Here is a 20,718-nt window from a genome sequence, read left to right as displayed (position 1 = left end):
TATGTGGTTGTTAGAAAATATAGATATGAAAAAATCTAAATATATACTTCCTAGTTTATTTACTAGTGCTAGTTTATTATTTGCTTTTTTAGCCATTATATCCGCATTTCAAGAGAGTTTTATTTCATGCGCTGTATATATGTTGTTATCTGGTTTTGCAGATGCTTTTGATGGTAGAGTAGCTAGATATACTCATACACAAACAGAGTTTGGTGCAGCTTTAGATAGCTTAGCAGATGTTGTTTCTTTTGGAGCGACTCCGGCTTTAGTTATGTATTTTTGGACATTGCATAATTTAGGCTCTTTAGGTGCAGCAATTTGTTTTCTATATTTATTAGCAGTAGCTTTAAGATTAGCTAAATTTGATACTCAACCAGCGCCAAAAGATCTTAGTGAAGATGATATCCTTGAGCGTAAGTTATATTTCTATGGTATGCCATGTCCAGCAGGCGCTGTTACAATTTCTGGACTTATTTGGATGGGTCAAAGATTTTTAGTAGGAGACTCAACATTTTCAAGTATTGTGGTTGTAGGTCTTACTGCATTTACAGCTTTATATTTGGCGTTTATGATGGTTAGTGATATTAAATTCAGAAGTTTTAAAGATAGTGATGGTCATGGGAATATTAGCAAAATTTATGTTATTTGCTTTATATTGATTATTTTAATGCTATTTACAATGCCTGAAAAGTTACTTTATTTAATAATGATCGGGTATGCTTTGTCTGGTCCAATTTCTCATTATAAATATAAGCAAAAAATGAAGAATAGTGACTTAAATGCTAAATCGAGCGTCGATGGCAAAAAAATAGTTGATGCTGATTCTTAACTTTACTTTTTAAGCAAGCTAAGACTATCCTTCTGATTCTTTAATTAAATTTGTTTATTAAAAGTTTCATTCCCATTATTTGTTGATTCTTTCTTATTTGGTGTTACTGAAGAATCGTTTGAGTCGATATTTTGTTGTGTAGGTGGTGGAGTTACATACTTAAATTGATCATCTGCCGAGGTTGAGCATGACATTAATGCTAAACTAGTAATACTTAATGATAAAAATTTTATCTTTCTCATGCTTGAAATATTATTAATAATTAAATTATATATTATTAATAATAATATCAGATTTATGTATAATTTAACTAAACTTAACTGTTTATAATTTTAAAATCTTTACGTATAATGTTGCGAACAGATATGTGAAAAAGTATAGAAACATAAATTTTTAGGATTAATTATGCAAGATAACTCTCTTTCTCTAGTTCAGTTGATATGGCATGCAAACTTTATTGTCCAGCTTATAATGATAGCTTTGATTGCTATGTCAGTTTACTCTTGGGCTATAATGCTTGAGGTGAATAATCGTGTAAAAAAATACTGTCATGAACAAGCACAGTTTGATAAGTTATTTTGGGCAGGTCATCATATACAAAAGCTTTATGATTATTACTTACAGCATAAAGAAAATATCTTTGGTAAATCAATAATATTTTGTTCGGCATTACGAGAATTTAATAATCTTAAAGAAACTGGTATTTTAAAAGGTGATACTATACTTGAAGGTATGGAAAGAACTGTAAGTATAGCAATTGCTCAAGAAGCTAAAGAATTAGATAGAAAGCTTCCGGCATTAGGTACAATTGGTGCAGTTGCTCCATATATTGGTCTAGTAGGTACTGTTTGGGGAATTATGTCTTCATTTAATACTCTTGGTGGTGTTGAGCAAGCTACAATATCTGTTGTTGCACCTCATATTGCAGAGGCTCTTATTGCAACGGCTCTTGGGTTATTTGTTGCTATTCCAGCAGTTATTGGACATAGTAGATTGTCAAATCAGGTAGACGATGTATTATCTGGTTATGAATCATTTCAAGATGATTTATGTATCTTGCTTTTAAAAGAAGCACATAGGGATCAAGTACATCATCAAAATCAAGAAAGCTAATAAAGGCTTTTAGATATGAGAAAAAGAAATAAAAAATTTTACAGGAAAAAGAGACCAATGGTGCAAATCAATGTAGTTCCCTACATTGATGTTATGCTGGTGCTATTGGTTATTTTTATGATTACTACACCTATTTTAACTCAAGGTGTAAAAGTTGATTTACCAAAAGCTAAGTCAGAAAAAATTCCATCTAATGATAGTAAGCCAATAGTTGTTACTGTAAATAAGCAAGGTGAGTATTTTGTTAACCAAGGGGTTAGTGATCCAAAGGCGCCGCTAAGTCCTACAAGTCTTGCAAATGCTGTAATTAAATTATCACAACAGAATCCTGGTAAGCCAGTATATGTTAGGGGTGATAGTAGTGCTAGTTATGGAGAGGTAGTAAAAGCAATGGCTCTTATCCAAAGAGCAGGCGTTGATAAAGTGGGGTTAGTCACAGAAGATGGCAAATCTTAATTACCAGAAATTATTACAATCTTTTAAAAAACAAGTTGAGCATAACCCTTTTGTGGTTAAAGCGATACTTGTACATGTTGCTATAGTTGTAATCCTTTATATTTTATCTTATATAAGTATTTTAAAATTTGATTCCACCTCTGCATCTTTAAAGGCTGAGGTTGCAAATACTCCAAAGCAAATGCAAGTAATTCAAGCAACATCAATAAGTAGCAGTGAACTAAATAAGCAAATATCTAATTATGAGAATCATCAGCAAGAGATACGTCAAGCTAGACAAGATGTAAAGCAAGCCAAGCAAGAGGCTTTGCAAAAACATAAGTTATTGATGAAGCAAAAAGCAGAAGCAGAGCGTAGAGCACGAATTGAAGCGAAAAAGAAAGCTGCTTTAGAGGCTAAGCGAAAAGAGCAAGAAAAACAGCGTAAACGAGAACAACAAAAACAAGCTAAATTAGAAGCAGTGCGTAAAGCTAAAGAAAATGCTAAGAAAAAGGCTGAAGAAGAAGCTAAACGAAAAGAGCAAGAGAAGCAACGTAAATTAGAACAACAAAAACAAGCTAAGCTAGAAGCTGAGCGTAAAGCTCGTCAAGACAGATTAGCAAAAGCAAGAGCTGAAGCAATAGCCGCAGCTAAAAGAGAGGCTGAGCAAAATCAAGCTCAAAGGGCAATTTCTAGCTATATAGCAGAGTACCAAACTAGAGTTGGTGACAATTGGATTAAAGATCCATGTCGTGGAATCTATAACTTACCAAGAGCGATTATTAGAGATGGTAAATTTATTAAACTAACTGGTACTTCTGGTAGCTATAGATGTGATCAGTCTTTAATTAATGCGATTAAGAATACAACGCCTCCGCAGATTTCAAATAGTGCGGCGCGAAAAACTATACAAACAGAAAATATAAGTTTTATATTTAAACAAACTTGATAAGGAATAATAATGAAAAAAATCATTTTGAGCTTTTCAGTATTAATTTTTGTAGTATCTAATATATACGCAGACTTAGTTGCAGAAGTAACAACAGGTGTCATACAAAAGCCTTTAGTTTCGGTAATGAGTAATGATGTCGTGGACCAGTTTCCTCAAGATGTGAACTCCGTAATCATTGCAGATCTTAATCACAATGCTAAATTACAAGGTTCAGACACTATAAAATATGAGATAAAGCAAAAGCATGATATTCCTTGGAAAAAAGTCAAAGGTGACTATGTTGTTTTAACTAAATATACTAAAAATTCATATAATAACTATACTATAGAGGTTCAGATCCTTAAGAGAAATGATACAAGCTATATTCAGTCAGTTATATATAAAAATATTAATGTTTCTCTTATGAGGACTTTAGCACATAAGATTTCAAACTATGTTTATAAAAAACTTACTGGAGAGCAAGGCTTTTTCTTAACAAAACTTGCGTATGTTAAGGTAAGTAATCCATATGCTAGATATGGCAGAGTTTATGAACTTGTTATATCTGATTATGATGGTTTTAATAAGCATACTGTACTTAGACAAACTGATAATCCTATTGCAACACCATCATGGTCCACAGATGGCAAGGATATTGTTTACTCAAGCTATAGTGGTGGTAGTATGGGAGTTTATGACTTGCAAATAGCTACCGGAAAAGTTACTCGTTTACCTAACTTTAAAGGTATCAACAGCTCACCATCATTCTCTCCGGATGATAAGAGTATCGCTTTAGCTTTATCTAAAGGCTATTCTGATCAGACAAATATCTATATTATGAATTTGGCGACAAAAGCTCTTAAGAGACTAACTATAAATGGTATAAATACTGCACCAAAATTCTCACCGAATGGTAGAAGTATTGTATTTACATCAGATAGAGGTAACGGTAGACCGAATATTTATGTTGCTCCAGTTAACTCTAAATATCCGCAATCTTCAAGATTAAGTAGTAAAATATATCAAGGATATGAGCCTAACTATACTCCTAATGGTAGAGATATAGTGTTTATGTATCAAAGATCACGATCAAGTGGTATTCAAATAGCAGATTTTAATTTAGCTAGTGGAAATATAACTACTTTAACAAAAGGTAAGTCTGATAGTTCACCAACTATATCACCATATGGTAATATGATTGCATATATTTCTACAAATTCGAAAGGTTATAGTTCTTTAGATATGGTATCATTAGATGGAGATAATCACTTTAGTGTTGAGACTGCAAATAATGGTAGTACTATAATTCAGTCACCAAGCTGGTCTCCAAGAAACTATTAAGGGGCTTACATGAGGATTTTTACTAAATTTTACACCTTCGTTATTATCGCAGCATTATTAACTGGGTGTGCCTGGTATAAAGGTCCTCCTTTACAAGCAAATGCTGATGCTGATCTTAGTGGCTCTGCATTAAATGAAACATCTGGACCTGGATTCTTTAGTACACTTAAATCAGGTCAAAAGTATGGCAGTGGGTATACTGGATTTGCTGATGATGGTGGTAATTTTGAAACCACAAGTTTTGATAATGTTGCGTAATATAAATTAAATAGGAGTTGTAAACTATGAAAAAGAGTCTTTTAAGCATAGCGGTAGTAGGTTCGGTACTTATGTTAGCGAGCTGTTCTAGTACTAGACCGGATAACAGTGATTTAATCAAAGATAAGTATGCTGGAGTTGATAGTTCACAAGCTTTACAAATGTCTTCACAGATTTATGGATCTGATAATTTAAGTTCAGATGAAGTTGATCAAATGAAAAAAGAACTTATGGGTATTAATTGTAGATCTGTATACTTTGGTTTTGATAGCTATAACATCACTGATGATGCTAAAGACTGTTTAGATAAAACAGCGGATTATTTGATAGGTCATCCAAATCAACCAATTAAGCTATCTGGTAATACTGACCCTAGAGGAAGCGAGAAGTATAACTTTAATCTAGGCCAAAAACGTGCAGAATCTGTTTATAACTATCTATTAAATAAAGGTGTAAATAAAGATCAAATCTGTGTTGTTAGCTATGGTAAATTAAAACCTGCAGCAGAGCCGACTAAATTCTATGATGAATTCTGTACAGATGGTGTAAATGATGCTTGCATGTATAAAGCTTCTGAAAAAGCATACTATTTAGATAGAAGAACTGAGCTTGATTTTGGTGTTAAATGTGACCAAACTGATTCTTCTGCTCAATCTAATTACTAGACCTAAATTTATCTTTAGCTATTTTTTTTAGTTAAATTCATCTACAATAGTCCATAATTTTTTATTAAGTTTAATTATTATGATTAAAATTCCTAAAATTGGTTTTGTTAGTTTAGGCTGTCCTAAGAATCTTGTTGATTCTGAGCGTATTATTACAAAGTTAAAAGCCGAAGGTTATGACTTGGTTGATAGTTATGATAATGCTGATATGGTTATCGTTAATACGTGTGGATTTTTAAATTCTGCAATTGATGAGTCTTTGGAAGTTATTGGTGAGGCAATTGCTGAGAATGGTAAGGTTTTAGTAACAGGTTGTTTAGGTAATAAAGCTGATTTAATCAAAGAAAAACATCCAGAAGTTCTAAGCATTACTGGCCCTCAGGATTATGAGAACTTGATAGAAGCAGTGCATACGCATGCACCTATATTTGCTAATGATTTTGTATCTTTGGTACCACCACAAGGAATTAAACTTACTCCAAGACATTATTCATATTTGAAAATTTCTGAAGGATGTAATAATACTTGTACTTTTTGTATTATTCCAGATATTCGTGGTAAGCTGAAAAGTCGTTCTATAGACAATATCATGAAAGAAGCTGAAAAGCTTAAAAATGCTGGTGTCAAAGAGCTACTTGTAATATCACAAGATACATCTGCATACGGTGTTGATATTAAATATAAGCCAGGAATATGGAATGATAAAGAATATCAAAGTAATATTTTAGACCTTGCTACAGCTCTTGGTGATTTAGATATGTGGACAAGAATGCATTATGTATACCCGTATCCGCATGTTGATAAGATTGTACCACTTATGGCTCAAGGAAAGATACTTCCTTATTTGGATGTGCCTTTGCAGCATTCATCGCCAGAAGTTTTAAAGAGAATGAAGCGCCCAGCACATACGCAAAAAACTCTTGATAGAATTAATAAATGGCGTGATATTTGCCCTGATATAACTATTCGTAGTACCTTTATAGTTGGTTTCCCTGGTGAGACAGAAGCTGATTTTGAGCATTTATTAGAGTTTGCTGAAAAAGCTCAACTAGATAGAGTAGGTTGTTTTAAATACTCTGAAGTAGAAGGTGCTAAAGCTAATCAATTTGATAATCTGATTTCCGAAGAAATTAAGCAACAAAGACTAGATGAGTTTATGGGGTTACAAGCTCAAATAAGTGCAGATAAGCTTGAAGGCTTTGTTGGTACAGAACAACAAATTATAATTGATTCAATAAATCCTGACGAAAACTATGCTATTGGGCGTACAAGATATGATGCACCAGAAGTAGATGGACAAGTTATTGTTGGTGATGCAGCAGAAAGAGGTCTAAAAGTAGGTGAGTTTGCTAATGTTGAAATCACTGAGTCTACTGAATATGATCTAATTGCTGATTAATACAAATTTATCAAAATAAGCACTTCGACTCCGCTCAGTGACCTTTTCACATTTATTGAAAGTCTTTACAAATTATGTATCAGCAGCCTTATGATGACAAAAACGGTTTCAAAGATTATTCGGATTAGCTATACCATTGGGTTGGAATTTTGGCTAACCTTATTTATTAAACTTTCTTAATATTTATTTATCTGTATAAAAAATCCATAATCTTATTTGTATACTTAGAGTACTAAATCTTTATTCGGGAGAGTATTGTGAGTAGTAATATAGTTGTTATAGGTGCTTCTGGTTCTATAGGTCATGCTGTAACTAAGAGATTAAGGTATTTGTGCCCGGATGCAAATATATATGCTTTTTCACGTACTAAAGTAACTAATCGTATAGATGATGTGGTTTATCAATATATTGATTACTGTAATGAATCAACAATTGAGAAAGCTGCAAAATATGTCTATGAAAAATCAGGAGCTGTTAATTTAATTTTTGTAGCTACTGGTATATTGCACGTACAAGATATAATGCCTGAGAAAGCATTAAGAGAGTTATCTGCTGATAAATTTGTTGAGCTTTTTCAAGCAAATACAATATTTCCAGCTCTAGTTGCAAAACACTTTATACCTAAATTAGCAAAAGATACTAAGTCTGTATTTGCAGCTATTTCTGCACGAGTTGGTAGTATTTCTGATAATCAGTTTGGCGGTTGGTATGCTTATAGAGCTTCAAAAGCTGCTTTAAATATGTTTATCAAAACGGCAAGTATTGAAACTAAGCGTGTAAATCCAAACGCTGTAATAGTTGGGGTACATCCAGGGACTGTTGATAGTCATTTATCAGAACCTTTTCAAGCAAGAGTACTTCAAGGAAAGCTTTTTACACCTGAGTATTCAGCTCGTAAGTTAGTTGAAGTGTTAGATGGTTTGAGAGTAGAAGATAGTGGTAAATGTTTTGCATGGGACGGTAAAGAGATTGCTCCATAGTGTCTGTTTTATGGTTAAGTAGCTAATTGCTAGATAGAAACTATTTATATATTATTTTGAATCTGCAAGTTTCTGATTAATTTGATTAAGTACGATTGTAGCATTTGTTTTACTATCATCTTTAATATAGAGAGCAGATTGGTTAGGATTGTTTTTAGCAGATTGGACTACTATGTCAATAGTGTCGCCTGTTGGAGATACCGCTTTGATCTCAGATTTCTTCTCATCAACAGTTTGCTGTTTTGTAACATATTTATTTTCTTTTAATACTTCTGTAGCAGCAGCAAATACAGTTTCTCTATTTTTAGCATAAGCATTATATGCATCAGGGTTTTCCATCCATTTATATGCTAAAGCACCTACTGCAACACTGGCTAAAACTAAACCTGTTACAGCAACAGCCGCAGTTGTACATGATGTAATCGACATAGAAGCTGCTAACAGCGTTGCTATTATTATTGGTTTTTTCTTCATCATAATTTCACCTCACGAGGTTGTTGTTTGTTATATGAGTTAATAGTCTAACAATTTCATTATATCAATATGCTATAGTTTTCCAAACTTGTTTTTTTATTTTTAGTGTTATAAAAGCTGAGAATCTATTCTTATAGTTAGCTTATATAGTAAAATAGGTTAAAAGAATTTACTTAATTAAAAAATGAATTTTATCCAAAAATACTTTGCAATTATAGTGATAGCTGGGGTTTCTTTAGCAATTTTAATGCCATCTGTATTTATACCATTAAAGCCTTATATTACTTATTTATTAGCTGCTATTATGTTAATTATAGGTTTACATTTACAAGCAAAAGATTTTGTTAAAGTAGCTAATCTTAAATGGAAACTGGTCATTATATTGCTATTAAAATTAACAGTTACATCAATAGCCGCTTTTATAATTGGCAAGTTTTTTGGGTTGGGTTTAACTGCATTGATAGGTTTAGTTATTGTAGGAGCTTGTCCTGGAGGTACTGCATCTGGTGTGATGGCATTATTGGCTAGAGCAAATATTTCACTTACTGTTAGTTTAACTTTCTTAACAACATTGTTAGCGCCAATCTTTATGCCATTAATTATTTATATATTTTTCTCAAAGAGTATTAAGTTAGATTGGTTTGGTATGTTTGAAACTATGGCAATAATAGTTATTGTTCCAATAGTTTTAGGAGTCTTAATCAGTAAGTTTAGTAAATTGAGCAAGTCGAGTTTAAATAAAATATCTAATATTCCAATTCTTTTGATTATCTTAATAGTGATGGTAGTAACGGCATTAAATAAAGGTACTATAATACTTGTACCTGTAGATATCATTATAAGTGTCATAGTTCTTAGTTTATTTGCCAATATAGTTGGGTATTTAATCGGAAAGATTTTAGGTTTGGATATTGATAGTAGGTTAGCATTGCTTTTTGAGTTTAGTATCTTAGATGTTGGGCTAGGAATTGTGATAGCTTTGGTGTTTTTTGGTAATCAGGCTGCCATAGCAGCAACTTTTTATGCAATTTGGCAAAATATAGTTGGTCCAATTATTGTCAATCTTATTAATATACGCCGAAATATTAATACTAAATAGATCTTTTACTAGATAATTTATTGACACTTTAGTCTAACTTGGAATATAATATCTAAAAATATCTAAGTAAGACTCTAATGAAATCTAAATTTGAAGAATATTCTAATATAGCCGAGGCTATAAGTAAGTTGCTATACCCTTTTGCTGAAGTAGTAATTCATGATCTTAAAAAAAAGCAAATAAAAGCTATTTTTAATCCTATATCTAAAAGAGAAGTGGGAGATTCTTCATATATGGATCATATTGGCTTAGATGTTTATGACGAGCTCCCTAAAGTAATAGGACCTTATGAAAAGCTTAATTATGATGGTCGTAAGATCAAAAGTATTATTACTGTAATTGAGAATGATAAAGGCAATGTTATTGGGACACTTTGTGTAAATTTAGATATTTCTATCTTTGATAAGTATCAAGGATTAATAAATGCATTTTTAAGTAATAACGACGATAAAATGTCTGAGCAAAATCAGAGTCTATTCAAAGATACATTATATGAGAAAATAAACAAATTTGTGCAAAAGTATTGTATTGAAAAAAGCTTATCAATAGATAATATGACTCGTTCTCAGAAAAAAGACTTAATCTTGGAGCTCAAAAATCAAGGTGCATTAGATGGTAAAAACGCAAGTCAATACATAGCTAGAGCATTAGGTGTTAGTCGAGCTACTGTTTATAACTACCTCAAATAATTTTAAAAGGAAAAAAATATGTTAATTATCTTAGGAGCTATAGTTGGTTTTACAGCTAGCTTTATATCTACTTTACTTGGTGGTGGTGCTGGTTTGATAGCAGTGCCAGCATTTTATTATATTATAGTCCATGTTTATGGACCAGCTTTTGCAATGCAAATAGCCTTAACAACTTGTTTTGGGATGTCGGTATTTCTTAGTTTAATGGCTACATACAAGCATTATAAAAGAGGCAATATTCATCTAGGAGAGCTTAGGTATTATCTACTATATTTAGCGATAGGGTCTATTTTAGGAGGCTTAATAGCTAAATATATAAATACTGATTTGTTAAAGGTAATATTTGCATTTTTACTATTTGGTAGTGGAATTTGGATGATATCTCATAATGATAATAAAGTTATAAAGCTTCCAAGAACTTCTAGATATAGTATATTTGGTCTTTGTGGAATATTGAGTGTATTAGCTAGCTCATCAACATTTGCAACGATGTTTTTTGTTAAAATTGGTACCGATATAAAAAAAGCAATAGCAACTACTAGTGTATGTGTATTTATTACAGCAGGTATTGGTACACTTATGCTTACTTGTGGGGTGTCTGTAAATGTTCCATCAACACTTGGTTATTTAAGTATACCTTTGCTTTTATCTTCAATACCATTTGCTTTATTAGGAAGTCTTATGGCTGTAAACTACTTAGGTGTTATATCTCCAAGATTACTTAAGTCGCTATTCATAATATTGATGTTTGTTTCAGGTATTATTATGGTGATCTAAAAAGTTGAAAATATAAGCTTTTACTGTATACTTTATATTTCTTTGGAGAGGTGTCCGAGTGGTTGAAGGAGCACGCCTGGAAAGCGTGTATAGTTTAACGACTATCGAGAGTTCGAATCTCTTCCTCTCCGCCATATTTCAAAGATGTTTTATCAAAAAGTTGATCCTATAAACTAAATAACTAAAGTAAGTGTTGAATACTTTCTTTTAATATTTGCAGATTAAAAGTAAAATGTGAATAAAAAATTTATAATTAAAATTTATGTCATATACTATTCATAAGCCTTTTTGCGAAGAAATTCCTTTATTATTTGACTCTCCACATAGTGGTTTTATTTTTCCTTTAGAGTTTAAAACATGTGCAAGCATTGATGCCTTAAAGAGTGGCTGTGACTGGTATGTTGATCTACTCTGGCAAGAGTCATTGAAATATGGGGCTACTATTCTAGCGGCATCTTTTCCTCGAGCATTTATTGATCCAAATAGAGCGGTAACAGATATTGATTTAGATTTGATTGATGGGGAATGGACTAGAGAAATTAATATTACCGATTATTCAAAAAGAGGAATGGGACTTATTCGTAGATATGCATTACCAAATCAGCCAATGTATATATGTAAGTTATCTGTTGATGAAGTTGCAGGTAGAATTGATAAATATTATCTTCCTTATCGCAATACATTAGCAGATTTACTTCAAGAGAAGAAAGCTAAATTTGGTCGAGTTTATCATGTTGATTGTCACTCAATGAAATCAAAAGGTAATAAGATGAATATTGATGCTGGAGCACCTAGACCTGATTTTGTAATAAGTGATGCCGAAGGAACAACAAGCGAAAAAGAGTTTGTAAAATTATGCATTGATACTCTGGAGTCTCAAGGATATAGCGTTAGCTATAATAATCCATATAAAGGAGGAGATATAGTTCGTAGTTGTGGCAACCCTGATGTGAATATTCATAGTGTGCAAATAGAAATTAATCGAGCTTTGTATTTGGACGAAACTCGTTATGTAAAAAAAGAAGGGTTTATTGATTTACAGATTAATCTTGGTATTTTAAGCCGAAAGCTTTCTGATTATGTTAAAACTAAACTAGCTAATAATTAGGAAAAGTTATGGATAATAAAAGTAATAAATCAAAGAAGCTATTGCATCCTGTATTGTTGATGTTAATAGTTCTTTTTCTATGCTTGGTTTTAAGTTATTTAATTCCATCGGGTACTTTTTCTTATAGTGGTAAAAATGTTATTCCAAATAGTTATACAGCGATTAATAATACCCACTTTAGTTTAGCAAATCTATTTATAGTTCACTCTAAGCAAACCTCTTCTGGTTTAGGGATTTTAGATATATTTTTAGCGATACCTGATGGATTTAAAAATTACTCTACTTTAATAATGATGGTATTAATTATTGGTGGAATGTTTGGTGTATTGCAAGAAACAGGATTGATAGAAAAAGGTATAGATCGTTTATTAGTATTAACTAAGGCAAACCTATATTTGCTTACTTTTGCTTTAATGATTATCTTAAGTTTAGGCAGTACTTTTGTAGGATTGATATCTGAATATCTAATTATTATTCCTATTATAGTAGCTTTGATGGCACGTTTTGGACTATCTAATTTAGTGGGTCTTGCTGTTGTTGCTATTTCAGCTAAACTAGGTTATATAGCATCTGTAACTAATCCTTTTGCACTATCTGTTGCCCAACCAATCGCAGGTATTCCAGTATTAAGTGGTATACCATTTCGTTTTTGTACTTACATATTATTATTGGTTGCTGGTTGTGCATATATGTTTTTTTATATTAAGAAGCTAGCTGTTACACCCGTAGCTATAAATCATGATAAAACACAAAAGCTTGATAAGACAAGTTCTTCATTACTAGTTTTAATAGTTATAGCGATAGTTTTCTTAATTTATGCTCAACATCATTGGGCATGGAATACTAATCAATTGAGTACTTTTTATATTATATTTTCTTTATTAATTTCAATAGTTGCTCGTCTAAATCCAAGTGCTGCGGCTGAAGCATTTATATCTGGGATGCGTAGAATGGTTTTAGCAGCAGTTTTAATTGGAATGGCTGGAGCTGTTGATATTTTATTAAAAAAATCTATGATTTTAGATACTATAATTTATGAATTAAGTCATCTATTGCAGTTTGGGGATGGTGTTGTTTCTACTAATATCATGATGTTTATCCAGATGATTTTAGATGTTTTAATTCCTTCAACTTCAGGACAAGCAGCTGTAACATTACCAATATTAGTTCCTGTTGGGCATCAGTTACATGTATCGGCTCAAAGTACTGTTTCAGCATTCTTATTTGGAAATGGGTTGTCAAATATAGTTACACCAACATCGGGAATGCTTTTAGCATATTTAGCTACTGCCCGAGTTAATTATTTAAGTTGGTTAAGATTTATTTTGCCTTTATTTGTAATATTTCTTGTGATCTTGTGCATTATGCTAAGTTTATCGAGTCTTTTTTAGTTTTTTAAATCTCTTTTTAAACCTTTCTTGTAAAAAATACCAGTTAAGCTTAAAGCTAGCCATCCTATCATTAGACTAGTGCCACCGATTGGAGCTAATTTTAAAATACTAGGTATATTATAAGTTACAGAAATATAAATGCTAAAGCTAAATAATATAGTACCAATTATAAAAAATAAGCTACTTAGTTGAAGTAATACGCTTTGACCAAGTTGCTTACTACTTAAAAGAACTATACCAATCCCACTAATCATAATTGCGTATATTTGATTGTAACGTAAAGCTATCATTATAAAATCAAAATGTTCAGTTGAAATTTGCGTTTTGAGGCCATGTTCAGCATATGCTCCAAAAGCTACTGAAATAAAACCTAGAATAGCACCTATTGCTAAATTCATTTTTTTCTCCTTTATTGCTTATCTGTGTTACAGTATTTTATTTGCTTAAATCGGTATTTTGCAAATAAATTATATAGAATTTTGAATATGCTATATATGACTGGTAAATTGACAAGTCTAGCTAAGACTTTCCATTTTGGTAATTGTTTCCATATTAAGATAAAAGCATCAATACCTTTATATAAGTTATTATTAACATCTTTTACATGTAGTATTTTTAGGCATTCAATTTTATCTAAATTTTCATCATTCAAAATAGAATCATCAATTTCTGTTATATTAATCCAAGAAAAAATATCTTTAGCAGCTATATTTTTATAGTAATTTATTTCTTTAGAGCAAATGCCACATTTACCATCATAAAAAACTTTTATCATAATTTTATCTTAATAAAATTGAAGCAATACAATAACGAAAATTATTAATCCTACCCAATGATTATCAGAAAAGGCTTTTATACAATTTGTGATGCCTAGTTTTTTGTAGATAAAATAATTTTTGATAAAAAATAATGCAGATACGATCACTCCTAAATAGAAGATTATATTAAAGTGGCAATATATCCCCAAAATTAAAAGTAACACTAGAGAGATAAAGTTAAATAAAAATATATATTTAAATACTTTATCACCAAATAAAACAGCTGATGATTTTATACCTATTTCTAGATCAAAATCCCTATCTGCTAGTGCATATACCGTGTCATAAGCTATAGTCCAACAGATTGTTGATAAATAAAAAATTAAAGCCTCTAGGGGTATTTTGTTTTGTATAGCTGAGAAAGCCATAAAAATACCAAAGTTAAAAGCCAACCCTAACACTAGTTGAGGTACAGCAAAGAATCTTTTACAAAATGGGTATAGTACTGCTAAAAATAGTGCAACAAATGATAGTAAAATTGTGTATAAGTTTAAAAATAATACACAGGTGAAAGCTACTAGAGTAAGAACGAGACATAAGTATAATGCATTCTTCACACTAAGTTTGCCACTAGTTAAGGGTCGAGTGCTAGTACGGGCAACATGCTTGTCAAAATCAATATCTGCAATATCATTAACAATACAGCCAACTGTACGCATAATTACAACCCCAAGAGTAAAGATAATCCAATATTTAATATTTGGTACTCCATGATCTGCTAAAACTAAAGCTGTAAGAGTAGGCCATAGTATCAAAAGAATTGGGATAGGGCGGTGTAGCCTCATTAGCATAAAGTATGCATTTAACTTTTCTTTACTAAACATCATATTGTCCCGGTAAAATTAGAAAATATTCTGTAATTAGAAATTTAAGTTTTTTGTCATTTTTATACTCAAAAATAGAACTGCGCGAGAATATTTCATGCTGTTGGTTTCTACCAGTTTCTTGGTGAAAATCTTGAGTTGAGAGTTGACGAATTATAAACTCATCTCGATAAAATTTTGATTTATCAAAAAGTAGATTATCACCTATTGGCTTTGTGCCTAAGCCATCTAGCTCTTGAGTAAAAAAATTATAGGTATTTTGGGGTACGATTGTTCTAGCAAAAACAAAAGTTTCATTGTTATTAGATAGAGTAATCTGTCTAACAAGAGCTTCTTTAGTGTCTAGTAGTTTTGCTTCTAAATGAGTTAGCTTTGTAAAATCTTGTGAAATTATATCTAGTTTTATATCGCCGTGAAATTTAGATAAACTAGTAACTAAGTTTTTAGCATCATTAAGCCAATATCTTTTAGCTTTATCTAAGCGATCTTTGTCTATTATACTCATATCTTCGAAATACCTTGAGGTTAAGGTTTCTTATTTTATTTTCGATTTGTATAATTATACACTTATAAAGCTATTAAATTAATAAAAGGATTCCAAAATGCGTCCAAGTGGTAGAAATAATGATCAGTTGCGTAATGTAAAAGTTACACATAATTTTACAAAACATGCTGAAGGTTCAGTTCTTATAGAGTTTGGTGATACAAAAGTTCTTTGTACAGCTTCAGTGATGGCTGGAGTACCAAGATTTAAAAAAGACTCTGGAGAAGGGTGGTTAACAGCTGAATATGGTATGCTTCCACGCTCAACACATACCAGAATGGATAGAGAAGCTGCTCGAGGTAAGCAATCAGGTAGAACTCAGGAAATCCAACGACTAATAGGCAGAGCATTACGAGCAAGTGTTGATTTAACTAAAATAGGTGAGAATACTATTAAAGTGGACTGTGATGTAATCCAAGCAGATGGTGGAACTCGTACAGCTTCTATAACTGGAGCGTCACTAGCTATTAAAGATGCTATTAAATATATGAAAGAAAAAGGTATGATAAAGGCTGATGTTGATCCTCTTTTATCACAAGTAGCAGCTATTTCTGTAGGAATTTATAATAATGAGCCAGTATTAGACCTTGATTATGATGAAGACTCGAATGCTGAAACAGATATGAATGTCGTAATAAATTCAAATGGTGGTATGATTGAAATTCAAGGAACAGCAGAAGGCAAAGACTTCTCGGAAGAGGAGTTTGCAAAAATGTTAGGTCTAGCTAAAAAAGGTATTAAAGAGATATTTGAATCAATATTTTAAGTTGATTATTTAGATACTTTTTACAAAGGAATTTATCTGTACCATTAAATCAAAATCTTTTGATTTTAATTCAAATAAAAAGTCTTGTAACGGTTCGCTTTTTGCAAAGAGTAGTCGTTGTTCTATTTGTTTAATTTGTTCTTCTAGAGTTTTTCTTTGTTGATATAGCTCTCGAAGCTCTTTATTAGTATTTTGAAAGAAAGTTTGAATATTATCTTCTTTTTTAGCTTGTAGTTTAGTTTTAAGGTTAGAGCTAATAGATGATGTTCTAGTCGTAGATAATTTTTTTCTACCTAATGAAAGTTTCTTACGTGGTTGTTGATCTGACATGTATTTCACTTATTTTGCGTTAATTTTTGTTTTTAGAATTATAGTTATGAATAAAATTTCTCAGTCATTATAATATATTTATCAAAAAAAATGTAGATTTAACGGGTTGTAATGTTAAAAGATGTAGTTTTTTTGGTATCTATGACTATTTTGATTTAACTCCAATTGATGCCAGCCTTTTTTCTATAGAAGGGTGAGTAGAGAAAAGATCTGACATATCACCACCGTTAAATCCTGCACTTAAAGGATCAAATATATATGATGCACGACGAAGATTTTCATTTTTATTGTGTTTATAACTATATTGAGCTTCTTGTGTATGACTATCATTTGCAATCTTTATAAGAGCATTTGCCATCGGCATATTTGTCCGCATAAGTTCAACGGCTCCTGCATCAGCCATATACTCACGCGTTCGACTTAAGAAGAGCATCATAAATATTGTAAAGATTTGTAAAACATATCTTAAAATCATAATTATGATGAAAAAAGCCGCAGCATTATTATTACGATTGTTACTATCACGGTTATTACCTGAGAAAAGAGCCGAGTAGAACAAGAAATCCATAATGATTAACATCATGTTAGATAAAACCATTGTAAACAGATTTAACTTAATATCTTGATTACGGATATGTGTTAGCTCATGTGCCATTACCGCTTGAAGTTCATCACGATTTAGAGCATTTGCAAGTTTTGTTGTAATAGCAACCATTGCAGATTTCTCAGAGTATCCTGATGCAAAAGCATTCATATAGTTTGCATCAATTAAAAATACCTTGGGCATATAACGCATTCCAGCAGCAACTTTCATTTCCTCAACGACATTGTAGACTCTTTTTGCTAGAGGGTCTTGGCTATCAGCAGATACTTCATGGTATTGCGTGCCTGAGAGCATAATTTTGTCGTACATACTAAAGGTTATAAAAATCCATATTATAGCAATTATTGATATTATCATTGTTGCATATGGAGGTATCTGAAATGTTGCAAGCCACATAAATACTTGGCTAATAGGTAACTGTTTACCTGTATGTGTATAGTAATAATTTGCAAGTTCACTATAGCGCCAAAAAGTATCAACAAAAATTCCTAGTAAAAAGAATACAATCAAGAATGTTGCTATTACAAAATATGTACGACGAGTGTTTTTACGAACAACATCGCGCCAATTTACTGAGCCGTATTGAAGGTTATCAGTGTTTGACATTTTATAGTTCCACTCTAGAGTCTTCTAGCTGTTGTTTCTTCTCTTCAGAGATATTCCAGTAAATAAAATCTTCATTTAGTTTTTTGAAGAAATTAACCACAATACCCGCAAAAAATGATTTTCTGTGTGCATTATATCTTTCAATAGAGTCGTTTAGTGCTTGTTTTGCAAAAGCTAGCTTATTCTCAGTAGATGTAATTTCTTCTTGTAGTTGGATTACATTTTGATTAGCTTTTAGTTCCGGGTAATTTTCAAACTGGATATTGATACCTTTTGCTAAATCAGAGATTTTGTTTTCAGCTGCGATTCTTGCTTGAGTATCTCCTTGTTCTTTTGCAGTATTTGCTTTACTTCTTAGTGCAACTACTTGTTTAAGAGTTGTTTGTTCATAGTCCATATATTTTTTAACAACATTAACTAGAGAGTCAAAGACCTTAGCTCTACGATCTAGTTGAACATCAATTTGTTTTTCTGAGTTTTTAACAGTTTCTATTTCAGATATTAGTTTGTTATATGTCATTACTATATATATTACAATTATTGCAATGATAATTAGTAGAATTATTCCAAATGTCATTTTTTCTCTCCTTCAAGTGAGTTATCTAAGTATAAAGATGGTATGAAATGATTATTTTTTCAAGTCTATTTTAAATTTTCTTCTATGAAGTCACAGAAAGTTTTTGTTAGAGCTGTATGATATTTTTTCTTGTGTAGTAATCTATATAGATTACGTCTAAGGTCGAGATCTTGTACTTTAAGTATTTTATATTTACTAGTGTCTTCTGAGTAATTAGTTATTATTCCTGATAAGCATGCTAGACAATCACTATGAGAAATATATTGTTTTATAGCTTCTGAACCACTTAGGGTAATTGCTTTTTTAATATTTGACATATTATCTTCAAGAGCGTTAAAAAAAATATCAAATGTTCCTGAGCCTAGTTCTCTAGTGACCCATTCGTATTTTAAAAGATCTTTTATTTTTATATTTTCCTTCTCACATAAAGGATGATTTGCTCGACAAATAATTTTTAAGTCGTCTTTTCTCCATAGATTAGTTTCAATGCTTTGACTATTGCATTCACCTTCTATAAAAGCTACATCACAGCTTAGCGTTTCAACACTGTTAATGATTTTTTGAGTATTACCGGATATTATTTCAAAGCTTACATCTGGATAGGCTTCTCTAAATGTAGCTACATATTTAGGAAGTATATAGTTTGCTATTGTTGTACTAGCACCTACAATTATTTTGCCAGATAAGTTTGGATCACTATCACTAAAAGTTTCAAACTCTTCGACTTCATCTAATATTTTAATGGCCTTTGTTAGAAGATTTTTACCATTGGCATTTAGTTTCATGCGTTTGCCAACACGATCAAACAAAGTTGTATCAAGCATATTTTCAAGTTGAGATAATGACATACTTGCTGCAGCCTGAGAGATAAAACATTTTTCTGCACCAACACTAATTGATTCAGCTTTGGCAGTATTAACAAAAACTTGAAGCTGTTTTAACGTGATTTTCATATCAACTTTAGTTATGCTTATATATTAAGATTGTATTATAAGGTTTTCTGATATGCAATATCAGAATTACTAATTAGGATCGTAGCGAGAGCTTCTATATAATATAAAATTAATATATTGTTAAACTTAATAGAAAATTGGAGATAAACAAATGCAAAATTCTAAAAAATATGAATGGGCTATAATAGGCGCAGGTCCTGCAGGTATGGCTGCATTAGGCCTTTTATTAGATAATGGTGTTAAAGCAAGTGATGTGTTATGGATTGATCCACTTTTTGAGGTTGGAGATTTTGGAGAAAAGTGGGGTGAAGTAAGCAGTAATACATCTGTAGAGCTTTTCTTTAGATTTATAGAAGATATAAAATCATTCAATTATGAAAAAAATGATCAAAAATTTCCTTTAGATAACCTTGATAGAGATGGATTTACTTTATTAAAAGAAGTTACTACGCCATTACAATGGGTTACAAATGATCTTCTAAATAGAGTTAACCACAGTAAAGATATGATTACAGATTTAAAAGTATCTGATGGTGTTTGGGATATTTGTGGTGAAAATGGCCATTATGCTGCTAAGAAAGTAGTTCTTGCTACAGGAGCTATACCAAAATCATTAAATATCCATAATTTTGAAGTAACTGAAGAGATTGATTTATCAACGGCTTTAACTCCTAGTAAATTAAAACAAGAGCTTAAATCTGATGATAAAGTGGCAGTTTTTGGTTCATCACATTCAGCTATGATAATTATTAGAAATTTATTAGAAGCAGGTGTTAATGATGTTGCTAACTTCTATCTAGAGCCACTTAAATATGCTGTTAATATGGGAGACTATACTCTTTATGATAACTCTGGTTTAAAAGGTGAGACAGCTAAGTGGGTTAGAAAGAATATCTCTCAAAATTTAGATAATAGAGTTAAAAGATATTCATCTACACAAGAGCATGTGAATAACCATTTAAATAAGTATAATAAAGTTATTTATGCTACAGGATTCCAACAAAGAGTTCCAAGTGCAGAGGGTGTTGATGTAAGATGTTATGATCCTACTACAGGAATTATAGCACCAGGACTTTTTGGTGTTGGTATTGGATTCCCTCAGAAAGTAACAGATCCTAATGGTAATGTTGAATTAAATGTTGGTTTATTTAAATTTATGAGAGACATAAAAAGAATGTTACCTTTATGGACTAGATATGATATCTAA

General features: G+C 31.4%; 26 protein-coding genes and 1 tRNA gene. 17 read left to right on the top strand and 10 right to left on the bottom strand.

The window, feature by feature from the left end; all coding sequences use genetic code 11:
• The first annotated feature begins 1 nt into the window (after position 1).
• Entirely contained in the window at positions 2–829 is an 828-nt protein-coding gene (locus F3D62_RS02840; protein ID WP_150466741.1) for a CDP-alcohol phosphatidyltransferase family protein, read from the top strand.
• A 44-nt stretch (positions 830–873) separates the two neighbouring features.
• Here the strand turns inward: F3D62_RS02840 and F3D62_RS02835 are convergent, their stop codons facing one another.
• On the bottom strand, positions 874–1,071 hold the full coding sequence (locus tag F3D62_RS02835) for a hypothetical protein (RefSeq protein ID WP_150466740.1): 198 nt from the start codon (positions 1,069–1,071) through the stop codon (positions 874–876).
• Between the two features lie 163 nt (positions 1,072–1,234).
• On the opposite strand from F3D62_RS02835, the gene tolQ reads away from it, so the two are divergent.
• The 8 genes from tolQ (at position 1,235) to F3D62_RS02795 (ending at position 7,951) form a co-directional block, all read left to right on the top strand.
• A complete protein-coding gene (gene tolQ, locus F3D62_RS02830) occupies positions 1,235–1,942 on the top strand; it encodes a protein TolQ (protein WP_150466739.1) in 708 nt (235 codons plus the stop codon).
• A 15-nt stretch (positions 1,943–1,957) separates the two neighbouring features.
• Positions 1,958–2,398: a protein TolR gene (gene tolR, locus F3D62_RS02825; protein WP_150466738.1), complete on the top strand. Its 441-nt coding sequence runs from the start codon at positions 1,958–1,960 to the stop codon at positions 2,396–2,398.
• A complete protein-coding gene (tolA, locus tag F3D62_RS02820; RefSeq protein WP_150466737.1) occupies positions 2,385–3,326 on the top strand; it encodes a cell envelope integrity protein TolA in 942 nt (313 codons plus the stop codon). Before tolR ends, tolA begins: the two co-directional genes overlap by 14 nt.
• A 12-nt stretch (positions 3,327–3,338) precedes the next feature.
• Positions 3,339–4,649, top strand: coding sequence for a PD40 domain-containing protein (locus F3D62_RS02815; RefSeq protein ID WP_150466736.1), 1,311 nt, complete (start codon positions 3,339–3,341; stop codon positions 4,647–4,649).
• Between the two features lie 9 nt (positions 4,650–4,658).
• Positions 4,659–4,907, top strand: a complete 249-nt coding sequence (locus F3D62_RS02810) for a hypothetical protein (RefSeq protein WP_150466735.1) — start codon at positions 4,659–4,661, stop codon at positions 4,905–4,907.
• 26 nt (positions 4,908–4,933) lie between these two features.
• Entirely contained in the window at positions 4,934–5,572 is a 639-nt protein-coding gene (locus tag F3D62_RS02805) for an OmpA family protein (protein WP_150466734.1), read from the top strand.
• A 79-nt stretch (positions 5,573–5,651) separates the two neighbouring features.
• Positions 5,652–6,971 carry a 30S ribosomal protein S12 methylthiotransferase RimO gene (gene rimO / locus F3D62_RS02800; RefSeq protein ID WP_150466733.1) on the top strand — a complete coding sequence of 440 codons (1,320 nt, stop codon included), beginning with the start codon at positions 5,652–5,654 and terminating at the stop codon, positions 6,969–6,971.
• A gap of 257 nt (positions 6,972–7,228) precedes the next feature.
• Positions 7,229–7,951 carry an SDR family NAD(P)-dependent oxidoreductase gene (locus F3D62_RS02795; protein ID WP_150466732.1) on the top strand — a complete coding sequence of 241 codons (723 nt, stop codon included), beginning with the start codon at positions 7,229–7,231 and terminating at the stop codon, positions 7,949–7,951.
• Positions 7,952–8,002: 51 nt separating this feature from the next.
• Here the strand turns inward: F3D62_RS02795 and F3D62_RS02790 are convergent, their stop codons facing one another.
• A complete protein-coding gene (locus F3D62_RS02790) occupies positions 8,003–8,428 on the bottom strand; it encodes a DUF3568 family protein (RefSeq protein WP_150466731.1) in 426 nt (141 codons plus the stop codon).
• Between the two features lie 181 nt (positions 8,429–8,609).
• On the opposite strand from F3D62_RS02790, the gene F3D62_RS02785 reads away from it, so the two are divergent.
• The 6 genes from F3D62_RS02785 to F3D62_RS02760 all read left to right on the top strand — a co-directional run bounded on the left by F3D62_RS02785 (position 8,610) and on the right by F3D62_RS02760 (position 13,489).
• A complete protein-coding gene (locus F3D62_RS02785) occupies positions 8,610–9,524 on the top strand; it encodes a bile acid:sodium symporter family protein (protein ID WP_150466730.1) in 915 nt (304 codons plus the stop codon).
• Positions 9,525–9,601: 77 nt separating this feature from the next.
• The gene (locus tag F3D62_RS02780; protein WP_150466729.1) at positions 9,602–10,213 is read left to right on the top strand and encodes a transcriptional regulator; all 612 of its coding nucleotides are present in this window, start codon (positions 9,602–9,604) and stop codon (positions 10,211–10,213) included.
• 18 nt (positions 10,214–10,231) lie between these two features.
• Entirely contained in the window at positions 10,232–10,990 is a 759-nt protein-coding gene (locus F3D62_RS02775; protein ID WP_150466728.1) for a sulfite exporter TauE/SafE family protein, read from the top strand.
• Positions 10,991–11,034: 44 nt separating this feature from the next.
• A tRNA-Ser gene (locus F3D62_RS02770) sits at positions 11,035–11,124 on the top strand.
• 128 nt (positions 11,125–11,252) lie between these two features.
• Positions 11,253–12,098 carry an N-formylglutamate amidohydrolase gene (locus F3D62_RS02765; protein WP_150466727.1) on the top strand — a complete coding sequence of 282 codons (846 nt, stop codon included), beginning with the start codon at positions 11,253–11,255 and terminating at the stop codon, positions 12,096–12,098.
• Positions 12,099–12,106: 8 nt separating this feature from the next.
• Positions 12,107–13,489, top strand: a complete 1,383-nt coding sequence (locus tag F3D62_RS02760; protein ID WP_150466726.1) for a YfcC family protein — start codon at positions 12,107–12,109, stop codon at positions 13,487–13,489.
• Here F3D62_RS02760 and F3D62_RS02755 read toward each other — a convergent pair.
• From F3D62_RS02755 to F3D62_RS02740, 4 genes are read right to left on the bottom strand one after another with little or no spacing between them, the layout of a single operon-like run.
• Complete coding sequence (locus F3D62_RS02755) at positions 13,486–13,887, bottom strand: DUF423 domain-containing protein (RefSeq protein ID WP_150466725.1); 402 nt, start codon at positions 13,885–13,887, stop codon at positions 13,486–13,488. The genes F3D62_RS02760 and F3D62_RS02755 overlap by 4 nt on opposite strands.
• Before the next feature lie 11 nt (positions 13,888–13,898).
• Complete coding sequence (locus F3D62_RS02750; RefSeq protein ID WP_150466724.1) at positions 13,899–14,264, bottom strand: thiol-disulfide oxidoreductase DCC family protein; 366 nt, start codon at positions 14,262–14,264, stop codon at positions 13,899–13,901.
• A 9-nt stretch (positions 14,265–14,273) separates the two neighbouring features.
• Positions 14,274–15,131 carry a 4-hydroxybenzoate octaprenyltransferase gene (gene ubiA, locus F3D62_RS02745; RefSeq protein ID WP_150466723.1) on the bottom strand — a complete coding sequence of 286 codons (858 nt, stop codon included), beginning with the start codon at positions 15,129–15,131 and terminating at the stop codon, positions 14,274–14,276.
• A complete protein-coding gene (locus F3D62_RS02740) occupies positions 15,124–15,636 on the bottom strand; it encodes a chorismate--pyruvate lyase family protein (RefSeq protein ID WP_150466722.1) in 513 nt (170 codons plus the stop codon). Before F3D62_RS02740 ends, ubiA begins: the two co-directional genes overlap by 8 nt.
• A 97-nt stretch (positions 15,637–15,733) precedes the next feature.
• Here F3D62_RS02740 and rph point away from each other — a divergent pair, with 97 nt between their 5' ends.
• On the top strand, positions 15,734–16,441 hold the full coding sequence (gene rph / locus F3D62_RS02735; protein ID WP_150466721.1) for a ribonuclease PH: 708 nt from the start codon (positions 15,734–15,736) through the stop codon (positions 16,439–16,441).
• 9 nt (positions 16,442–16,450) lie between these two features.
• Here rph and F3D62_RS02730 read toward each other — a convergent pair whose 3' ends face one another.
• The 4 genes from F3D62_RS02730 to F3D62_RS02715 form a co-directional block, all read right to left on the bottom strand.
• Positions 16,451–16,771: a hypothetical protein gene (locus F3D62_RS02730; RefSeq protein WP_150466720.1), complete on the bottom strand. Its 321-nt coding sequence runs from the start codon at positions 16,769–16,771 to the stop codon at positions 16,451–16,453.
• Positions 16,772–16,916: 145 nt separating this feature from the next.
• Entirely contained in the window at positions 16,917–17,981 is a 1,065-nt protein-coding gene (gene htpX / locus F3D62_RS02725; RefSeq protein ID WP_150466719.1) for a zinc metalloprotease HtpX, read from the bottom strand.
• A 1-nt stretch (position 17,982) separates the two neighbouring features.
• Positions 17,983–18,558 carry a LemA family protein gene (locus F3D62_RS02720; protein ID WP_150466718.1) on the bottom strand — a complete coding sequence of 192 codons (576 nt, stop codon included), beginning with the start codon at positions 18,556–18,558 and terminating at the stop codon, positions 17,983–17,985.
• A gap of 65 nt (positions 18,559–18,623) precedes the next feature.
• On the bottom strand, positions 18,624–19,511 hold the full coding sequence (locus tag F3D62_RS02715; protein ID WP_150466717.1) for a LysR substrate-binding domain-containing protein: 888 nt from the start codon (positions 19,509–19,511) through the stop codon (positions 18,624–18,626).
• 151 nt (positions 19,512–19,662) lie between these two features.
• On the opposite strand from F3D62_RS02715, the gene F3D62_RS02710 reads away from it, so the two are divergent.
• Positions 19,663–20,718 carry an FAD-dependent oxidoreductase gene (locus F3D62_RS02710; RefSeq protein ID WP_150466716.1) on the top strand — a complete coding sequence of 352 codons (1,056 nt, stop codon included), beginning with the start codon at positions 19,663–19,665 and terminating at the stop codon, positions 20,716–20,718.

The organism is Francisella sp. SYW-9, assembly GCF_008711465.1.
In the GTDB taxonomy this organism is placed as follows: Bacteria; Pseudomonadota; Gammaproteobacteria; order Francisellales; family Francisellaceae; genus Francisella.
This window is presented reverse-complemented; position numbering and strand designations above follow the sequence as displayed.

What these genes read in the sequence shown, in the direction of transcription:
- F3D62_RS02840 (WP_150466741.1), top strand. Translation starts at nt 2, where the DNA reads ATGTGGTTGTTAGAAAATATAGATATGAAAAAATCTAAATATATACTT.
- F3D62_RS02835 (WP_150466740.1), bottom strand. Translation starts at nt 1,071, where the DNA reads ATGAGAAAGATAAAATTTTTATCATTAAGTATTACTAGTTTAGCATTA.
- tolQ (WP_150466739.1), top strand. Translation starts at nt 1,235, where the DNA reads ATGCAAGATAACTCTCTTTCTCTAGTTCAGTTGATATGGCATGCAAAC.
- tolR (WP_150466738.1), top strand. Translation starts at nt 1,958, where the DNA reads ATGAGAAAAAGAAATAAAAAATTTTACAGGAAAAAGAGACCAATGGTG.
- tolA (WP_150466737.1), top strand. Translation starts at nt 2,385, where the DNA reads ATGGCAAATCTTAATTACCAGAAATTATTACAATCTTTTAAAAAACAA.
- F3D62_RS02815 (WP_150466736.1), top strand. Translation starts at nt 3,339, where the DNA reads ATGAAAAAAATCATTTTGAGCTTTTCAGTATTAATTTTTGTAGTATCT.
- F3D62_RS02810 (WP_150466735.1), top strand. Translation starts at nt 4,659, where the DNA reads ATGAGGATTTTTACTAAATTTTACACCTTCGTTATTATCGCAGCATTA.
- F3D62_RS02805 (WP_150466734.1), top strand. Translation starts at nt 4,934, where the DNA reads ATGAAAAAGAGTCTTTTAAGCATAGCGGTAGTAGGTTCGGTACTTATG.
- rimO (WP_150466733.1), top strand. Translation starts at nt 5,652, where the DNA reads ATGATTAAAATTCCTAAAATTGGTTTTGTTAGTTTAGGCTGTCCTAAG.
- F3D62_RS02790 (WP_150466731.1), bottom strand. Translation starts at nt 8,428, where the DNA reads ATGATGAAGAAAAAACCAATAATAATAGCAACGCTGTTAGCAGCTTCT.
- F3D62_RS02785 (WP_150466730.1), top strand. Translation starts at nt 8,610, where the DNA reads ATGAATTTTATCCAAAAATACTTTGCAATTATAGTGATAGCTGGGGTT.
- F3D62_RS02780 (WP_150466729.1), top strand. Translation starts at nt 9,602, where the DNA reads ATGAAATCTAAATTTGAAGAATATTCTAATATAGCCGAGGCTATAAGT.
- F3D62_RS02775 (WP_150466728.1), top strand. Translation starts at nt 10,232, where the DNA reads ATGTTAATTATCTTAGGAGCTATAGTTGGTTTTACAGCTAGCTTTATA.
- F3D62_RS02765 (WP_150466727.1), top strand. Translation starts at nt 11,253, where the DNA reads ATGTCATATACTATTCATAAGCCTTTTTGCGAAGAAATTCCTTTATTA.
- F3D62_RS02760 (WP_150466726.1), top strand. Translation starts at nt 12,107, where the DNA reads ATGGATAATAAAAGTAATAAATCAAAGAAGCTATTGCATCCTGTATTG.
- F3D62_RS02755 (WP_150466725.1), bottom strand. Translation starts at nt 13,887, where the DNA reads ATGAATTTAGCAATAGGTGCTATTCTAGGTTTTATTTCAGTAGCTTTT.
- F3D62_RS02750 (WP_150466724.1), bottom strand. Translation starts at nt 14,264, where the DNA reads ATGATAAAAGTTTTTTATGATGGTAAATGTGGCATTTGCTCTAAAGAA.
- ubiA (WP_150466723.1), bottom strand. Translation starts at nt 15,131, where the DNA reads ATGTTTAGTAAAGAAAAGTTAAATGCATACTTTATGCTAATGAGGCTA.
- F3D62_RS02740 (WP_150466722.1), bottom strand. Translation starts at nt 15,636, where the DNA reads ATGAGTATAATAGACAAAGATCGCTTAGATAAAGCTAAAAGATATTGG.
- rph (WP_150466721.1), top strand. Translation starts at nt 15,734, where the DNA reads ATGCGTCCAAGTGGTAGAAATAATGATCAGTTGCGTAATGTAAAAGTT.
- F3D62_RS02730 (WP_150466720.1), bottom strand. Translation starts at nt 16,771, where the DNA reads ATGTCAGATCAACAACCACGTAAGAAACTTTCATTAGGTAGAAAAAAA.
- htpX (WP_150466719.1), bottom strand. Translation starts at nt 17,981, where the DNA reads ATGTCAAACACTGATAACCTTCAATACGGCTCAGTAAATTGGCGCGAT.
- F3D62_RS02720 (WP_150466718.1), bottom strand. Translation starts at nt 18,558, where the DNA reads ATGACATTTGGAATAATTCTACTAATTATCATTGCAATAATTGTAATA.
- F3D62_RS02715 (WP_150466717.1), bottom strand. Translation starts at nt 19,511, where the DNA reads ATGAAAATCACGTTAAAACAGCTTCAAGTTTTTGTTAATACTGCCAAA.
- F3D62_RS02710 (WP_150466716.1), top strand. Translation starts at nt 19,663, where the DNA reads ATGCAAAATTCTAAAAAATATGAATGGGCTATAATAGGCGCAGGTCCT.